Raw genomic sequence first — 6,444 nt, 5'->3', positions numbered from 1 at the left:
GCCCGGGGCCGCAGCGTCGCCGCGCTCGGCCGGGGTCGCGGCGCTCGCCCGCCTCCGCAGGGCCCGGAGGAACCCGAAGGCGCGAGGCCGCGTCCGGACACGGTCGGGCTCCACCGGTGCGTCCGGCTGTGCCGACAACGCCAGCGCACGAGTGGCGTCGAGCGCGAGGTGCGCGGGGATGACGATGGACATCGGTCAACTCTCTTTCGTTAGCGGGTAAGCGATGCGCGCTGGCGAGGTACCTCGTCACCTTCGACGCTAGGCCGGCAGGTCTGATTCGTCCAATGCAAGTGTTTGGCGCTTTTGATGCACACCAGGAATGATGTCGAGCATGGAACTCCGGCATCTCCGCTCGTTCGTCATCACGGCGGAGGAACTGCACGTCGGCCGGGCGGCGGCCCGGCTGCACCTGACCCAGCCGTCGTTGAGCCGCCAGATCGCCGCCCTCGAAGGGGACGTCGGCGTGCCGCTGTTCACCCGCGTCCGCCGCAGGTTCGGGCTCACCCCCGCCGGCGAGATCTTCCTGACCGCGGCGCGGGAGATCGTGCGCCACGCCGACGAAGCGGCACGTGACGCGCGGCGGGCCCACCGCGGCGAGCTCGGCACGCTGCGGCTGCGCTTCGTCCAGTCCGCCACGTTCGAGGCCCTGCCCCGCCTCCTCGTGGCCTTCCGAACGGCACACCCGGACGTCACCCTCGACCTGGAGACCATGACGACCCTCGGCCAGGTCGCGGCGCTCCGGGACGGCCACATCGACGTCGGCCTGCTCCGGCCGCCGATCAGCGAGCCGGCCTTGACCACCCGGGTGATCTCCCGCGACCCGCTGGTCGCCGCGCTACCGGCCGAGCACCCGCTCGCCAAGCGCCGGCGCCTGCCCCTGGCCGCACTCGCCGACGAGCCGTTCGTGCTCTACACCCGCGCGTACGGGCCGTCCGTGCAGGACGCGATCATCGGACACTGCATGGCCGCCGGCTTCTCACCGCGGATCGTCCAGGAGGCCGCCGGCGTACAGACGATCGTGTCGCTCGTCGCCGCCGGGCTCGGGGTGTCCCTGCTGATCGCACCGACCCCACCGACCACCGAGCGCGCGGTCGTCTACCGGCCGATCAGCGACGACCTGCCCCCGTGGGAGCTGGCGCTCGCCTGGTCCACCGACCACCACGCGCCGGTCCTGTCCCGGTTCCTCGCCGTGGCCGCACAAGCCTGAGCATCGATCACAAGCGCGCGTTGCGTCGCATGCCCTCCATCACCGCGACGATCGTGCGGCGGACGTCCGCGGCCGCCTTCTTCGGCTCGGCCGAGCTCGCGATCGTCTCCGCGCCCGCGGACAGCGCGCCGAACAGGATCCGCGCGGTCGCCTCCACCGGCAGCGGCTCGATCTCTCCCGCGTCGACCAGCGCCTCGACCGTCGCGCGGACCAGGCCGTAGCTGAAGTGCTCCTCGGCCTCGCGCCACCGCTCCCAGCCCATCACGACCGGCGCCTCGTGGATCACGACGCGTTGGTAGGACGGCTCGAGGCAGACGTCCACGTACGCCTGGATGCCCGCCATCGCGCGCTCCCACGCGGCGCCGTCGCCGTCGACGACCTCGGTCAGCCGGTTCATCGCGGCCGTCTCGACGAGGTCGAACGCCGCCTCGAACAGCGCCTGCTTGCCGCTGAAATGGTGGTACAGCGCGCCTTTCGTGACCCGCGCGCGCTTCACGATCGCGTCCAGCGAGGTGCCCGCGTAGCCACGCTCGGTGAACAGGTCGAGCGCCGAGTCCACCAGCGCCTGCCTGGTCGACTCGACGTAGTCGACCCGCCTCGACCGCATTGTCACCACGTTCACAACCGTACGACACATGGCCGGGGCATACCGGTGGTACGTTGGCGTTGTCCGACCATACCGCCAGTATGTCGAAGACCGGTGGTATGACCGACGTCACGGAAGAGGCAACCATGGGGTGGGACGACTTCTACCGGCGCAGAGACGCGCTCGACGCCGTGGTCGAGCGGGGTGAGCTCGTGGTGCCGGACGTGTTCCACGGTCCCGGTGAGCTGCTGCTGGCGCTGCACCACCGGTGGTCGCTGCGGCTGGCCGGCCGGGTCGAGCTCGCGACGCCGGCCGAGGACCCGGTCGACGCGGTCGGTGCCGCCTGGCGCGAGACGGCCGTGGCGAACCCAGGGCTGCGCCGCCTGCTGGACGAGCACGCCGACCACCCGGCGCTGCGCGAGGTGACCATGGCCGAGCAGCGGATGCTCGCCACCGCGGCCGGCCTCACCGAACCCGGCGACGGCCCGGCCGAGCGGGCCGCGGTCGGCGCCGCGTTCACGGCGCTGCTGCGCAACGGCCCGCGGCGCGGCCCGGTCGAGCGCTTCCCGAGCCTGGTTCCGTCCGGGTGAGCTCAGTCGAGTAGGCCGAGGTCCACGAACGTCTCGTGGCACCAGTGCGATGCGGCGTCCAGGTCCGTCCACTGTGGATCGTCCGGACGCAGATACGGGAAGATGTAGGGGTCGGTCACCTCGCCGGGCAGATCCGACGGCAGGCAGTGATAGGGCGGCGCCCCGTAGTTGTCGGCGTTCATCCGCCGCGCGAGCGCGCGCTCCTGCGCGTCCCACACGGCGAACCACAGCCGCCGGCACATCAGCGGGTGCGCGACCGCGAACACCAGCCGCCCCACGTCGAGCGGCTCGCCCGCCGAGATCACCCGGGCCATCGCGGTGTGCCGGTCGGGGCCGACCATGCACGACCAGCCGGACCAGATCTCCACGCTGTGCCCGGCCCCGATGATCGCGGCGCACAGCGTGGCGAGCGCGATCCCGCGGTTGCGCACCAGCTCGTGCGGTGTCGTGTTGAGATAGGTGGCCGGCACCACGAACGTCACCACCCGCCCGCGCGTGGAGGTCCGCCGCGGCACCGCGTCGACCATGCACTCGGGCACCCCCGCGAGGTACGCGCCCACGTCGACCTCGCTACCGGTCACGTCCCAGGTCGGCTCGAGCGTGGTCGCCCAGCTGCCGATCCCGGCCCGCTCCCGCAGGGCGCCGACCGTCACGTCGGCCTCGTGCAAGGCCAGCGGCCACCCGTCGACGGCCAGCCGCAGCGCCTCGGACCACGAGCCACCACACCAGCCGTCCGCACCGTGGCGGCCGGAGCCGTGGATGGTCTCCGGCGCCCGTGCCGCGTCGAGAAAGTCGTGCCAGGACAACAGCGCCACCAACGCAACATCACCACTCACGCCCCCACCCCCCACCCCCGTTGGGCTTGGAAGGACGCCTTACGGACGCTCAACGCCAGTAAGGCGTCCTTCCACGCCCTCCCGCTCACAGGCCCAGCGCCTCGCGGTTGGCCTCGGACAGGCCGCGCGTGACCCGCCAGCGCAGCACCTGCTCGTAGTTCGCGCCCGCGGCGAGCAGCTTGGCGCCGTCGATGCTCACCCGTGGCGAGAAGATCACCGGCAACCGCTTGTCCGCGGCGAGCGTGCGGAGGCGGTGGACCTCGGTCAGCAGCTGGCGCACCAGCCGCTTCTTCGTGGGCGCGTGCGCCATCGCGACGCGCTCCTCCAGCCGCTCGTCGACCGGTACGTCGATGGTGACGAACCGGTCGAGGGTGGCCGCGTCGAGCGCCTGCCGGCCGACGTAGTGGCGGTCGCCGCCGGTGCCGTACGTGTTGCCGGTGGCCACGAGCCGGAAGTCGGCGTGTGCCCGCACCATCCCGTCGGCGAACGCGCACCTGCCGAGCGCCAGCGCCTGGTTGAGCTCCGCGAGCAGCCCGGGGTGCCCGTTGTCGAGCTCGTCGAGCAGCATCACGCCGCCGTGCTCGAAGGCCCGGCGGAACGGCGTGTCGTGGTACGCGCCGTGCGCGTCGAAGTAGCCGAACACCTTGCTCATCGGCGTGGTCGGACCGAGCGAGATCGCCTGCAACCCGAGACCGAGCGCCTCGGCGGCCTGGGTGGCGAGCGTGGACTTGCCGGTGCCGGCCGGTCCGACGAGCAGCACGTGGCAGCGCGCGTGGAGGGCGAGCAGCAGCTCCGGCAGCACCTGGTGGTGGTGCCCGGTGACGGTGATCTTCCGGCCCTCCGGCAGCGTGACCTCGATGGGCGCCGGGACGAACTCGACGCACGCCTTCTCGGCGGCCTCCCGGGCCAGCGTGACCACCTCGTCACGGGCGTGCTCGACTGCCGCGGACGCCTTCGCGGTCGCCTCCCGCGCGAGCGCGACCACCTCCTCGCGAGCCTCGTCGACCGCACGCCGCGCGGTCGCGGAGGCCTCCCGCGCCAGGCCGGTGACCTCGTCCCGGGCCTGCCGCACCGCCGACTCCGCACGCTCGCTCGCCTCCCGCGCAAGCGCCGACACCTCCTCGCGAGCCGCATCGACCGCCGTCTCGGCACGAGCCGTCGCCTCCCGGGCGAGCGTCGCCACCTCATCCCGCGCCTCGGCCACCGCGGAGGTCGCCCTCGTGGTGGCCTCGCGGGCCAGCTTCGCGACATCCTCGCGGGCCAGCTCGATCGCGGCGCGGGCGTCGCGGACCGCGGCGTCGGCCGTCTCCGTGGCGGTCGCGTGCGCCGTGTCCGCCGCGAGGTCGCGGATGTCGTCCGACAGCGGCGCGAGCGCGGCCGACGCGACGGCCGGGTCGGCGAACCGCTCTCCCACCGCCCGCCGCGTCGCGGCGTCGACGAGTTGACCGAGGTTGTGCTGGTGCAACACCGCCCGCGCGGCCTCGACCGACAGCTGGTGCAGCTCGAGCCTGGTTGTCCGCCGCAACGAGTCCTCCTCCGGGTCGCCGCGCCAAGCCTGCGGCACCGGGTCCGGGAGGGGTCCCGATCAGCGCAACGGCTCGGCGTGCTCGAGGTAGCGGATGGTCCCGTCCGCCCGCGCGGCGACCGCGGCGGTGACCCGGCGGACGAGCCGAGGCGGGAGCCACTCGCCGACCTCGCCGGGCGGCACGAACGCGAACGACGCCAGCTCGTCGACCTGCAGCCGGATGGCCGCCACGGACTCCGCGCCGAGCAGCCCGCCGTCGAACACGAACCGCACCTCGTCGCCGTCCGGGTGCGGCGCCCAGTCCACCACGAGCAACCGTCCCACGTGGACGGTCAGGCCGAGCTCCTCGGCGACCTCGCGGGCGCACGCCGCGCTGGGCGTCTCCCCCGACTCGATGACGCCGCCCGGGATGTCCCAGCGCGGCTTGTAGGTCGGCTCGACCAGCAGCACCCGCCCGAGCTCGTCGAAGAACAGGGCGCCGGCAGCGCTCCCCACCACAGCGGGCACCCGAACCTCCACCCCGTCGCACCTTCAGCGCAGCCTAATGCGGCGGCCGAGGCGGTGTCGTGACGCGAGGTAGCCTGGCGGCGTGACCATCGCGCCGGAAGGACGAAAGCTGCTGCGTCTCGAGGTCCGCAACAGCCAGACCCCGATCGAGAAGAAGCCGTCGTGGATCAAGACCCGCGCCAGGATGGGCCCGGAGTACACCGCGCTCAAGGGGCTGGTGCGGCGGGAGGGCCTGCACACGGTGTGCGAGGAGGCCGGCTGCCCGAACATCTACGAGTGCTGGGAGGACCGCGAGGCCACCTTCCTCATCGGCGGCGAGCAGTGCACCCGGCGCTGTGACTTCTGCCAGATCGACACCGGCAAGCCGGCCGCCCTTGACCGCACCGAGCCGCGCAAGGTCGCCGAGTCGGTCCAGGCGATGGGCCTGCGGTACGCGACGGTCACCGGTGTGGCCCGCGACGATCTCGACGACGGCGGCGCGTGGCTCTACGCCGAGACCGTCCGCCAGATCCACACGCTGAACCCGGGCACCGGCGTCGAGCTGCTGATCCCGGACTTCAACGCCGAGCCCACGCAGCTGGCCGAGGTGTTCGGCACGCGGCCGGAGGTGCTGGCGCACAACCTGGAGACCGTGCCGCGGATCTTCAAGAGCATCCGGCCGGCGTTCCGCTACGAGCGGTCGCTGGAGGTCATCACGCGGGCGCGGGAGTTCGGCCTGGTCACGAAGTCGAACCTGATCCTGGGCATGGGCGAGACGCCCGCCGAGGTCACCACCGCGCTGTGGGACCTCCACGACGCGGGCTGCGACATCATCACGATCACCCAGTACCTGCGCCCGTCGCTGCGCCACCACCCGATCGACCGGTGGGTCAAGCCGGAGGAGTTCCTCGAGCACAAGGAGACCGCCGAGCGGATCGGGTTCGCGGGGGTCATGGCGGGCCCGCTGGTGCGCTCGTCGTACCGGGCCGGCCGGCTGTACACGCAGGCCATGGCGCACCGCGGCGAGGCGGTGCCGGAGGCGCTGCGCCACCTCGCGGAGGCCGGGCCGGCGAGCCAGGAGATCGGTGCGTTGCTGAACCGCCACTGAGGGTCTACCCGTATCACCGATGAGGTGGAACCCCGATGTTTCGGTCGCGGTCGTACTGCTTAACTGATCGCGGTTCGGCCGCAGGGGGCGGCCACACAGGAGGGGA

General features: G+C 72.7%; 8 protein-coding genes. 3 read left to right on the top strand and 5 right to left on the bottom strand.

What is annotated here, in order from left to right; all coding sequences use genetic code 11:
* Positions 1-192, bottom strand: a 192-nt coding sequence (locus tag ACRDTB_RS14010; protein WP_431430638.1) for a hypothetical protein, incomplete at its 3' end; no start/stop codon positions are given.
* 139 nt (positions 193-331) lie between these two features.
* On the opposite strand from ACRDTB_RS14010, the gene ACRDTB_RS14005 reads away from it, so the two are divergent.
* Entirely contained in the window at positions 332-1,207 is an 876-nt protein-coding gene (locus tag ACRDTB_RS14005; protein WP_431430637.1) for a LysR family transcriptional regulator, read from the top strand.
* 7 nt (positions 1,208-1,214) lie between these two features.
* Here ACRDTB_RS14005 and ACRDTB_RS14000 read toward each other — a convergent pair whose 3' ends face one another.
* On the bottom strand, positions 1,215-1,814 hold the full coding sequence (locus ACRDTB_RS14000; protein WP_431430646.1) for a TetR/AcrR family transcriptional regulator: 600 nt from the start codon (positions 1,812-1,814) through the stop codon (positions 1,215-1,217).
* Positions 1,815-1,912: 98 nt separating this feature from the next.
* On the opposite strand from ACRDTB_RS14000, the gene ACRDTB_RS13995 reads away from it, so the two are divergent.
* Positions 1,913-2,383 (top strand): hypothetical protein, encoded by a 471-nt coding sequence (locus ACRDTB_RS13995; RefSeq protein WP_431430636.1) that lies wholly within the window; start codon positions 1,913-1,915, stop codon positions 2,381-2,383.
* 2 nt (positions 2,384-2,385) lie between these two features.
* Here the strand turns inward: ACRDTB_RS13995 and ACRDTB_RS13990 are convergent, their stop codons facing one another.
* The 3 genes from ACRDTB_RS13990 to ACRDTB_RS13980 form a co-directional block, all read right to left on the bottom strand.
* On the bottom strand, positions 2,386-3,219 hold the full coding sequence (locus ACRDTB_RS13990; protein ID WP_431430635.1) for a DUF7192 family protein: 834 nt from the start codon (positions 3,217-3,219) through the stop codon (positions 2,386-2,388).
* Between the two features lie 85 nt (positions 3,220-3,304).
* Entirely contained in the window at positions 3,305-4,744 is a 1,440-nt protein-coding gene (locus ACRDTB_RS13985) for an AAA family ATPase (RefSeq protein ID WP_431430634.1), read from the bottom strand.
* Between the two features lie 60 nt (positions 4,745-4,804).
* Entirely contained in the window at positions 4,805-5,251 is a 447-nt protein-coding gene (locus tag ACRDTB_RS13980; RefSeq protein WP_431430633.1) for an NUDIX domain-containing protein, read from the bottom strand.
* 82 nt (positions 5,252-5,333) lie between these two features.
* Between ACRDTB_RS13980 and lipA the strand changes: the two genes are divergently transcribed.
* A complete protein-coding gene (lipA, locus tag ACRDTB_RS13975; RefSeq protein ID WP_431430632.1) occupies positions 5,334-6,338 on the top strand; it encodes a lipoyl synthase in 1,005 nt (334 codons plus the stop codon).
* Positions 6,339-6,444: the final 106 nt, after the last annotated feature.

The sequence above is a fragment of the Actinophytocola sp. genome, from assembly GCF_050699935.1.
Taxonomy (GTDB): Bacteria; Actinomycetota; Actinomycetes; order Mycobacteriales; family Pseudonocardiaceae; genus Actinophytocola.
The sequence above is the reverse complement of the archived record's forward strand: the minus strand, read 5'-3'. Positions and strand labels throughout refer to the sequence as shown.

Excerpts from the sequence above, each read along its gene's own strand:
- ACRDTB_RS14000 (WP_431430646.1), bottom strand. The coding sequence starts at position 1,814 with ATGCGGTCGAGGCGGGTCGACTACGTCGAGTCGACCAGGCAGGCGCTG.
- ACRDTB_RS13995 (WP_431430636.1), top strand. The coding sequence starts at position 1,913 with ATGACCGACGTCACGGAAGAGGCAACCATGGGGTGGGACGACTTCTAC.
- ACRDTB_RS14005 (WP_431430637.1), top strand. The coding sequence starts at position 332 with ATGGAACTCCGGCATCTCCGCTCGTTCGTCATCACGGCGGAGGAACTG.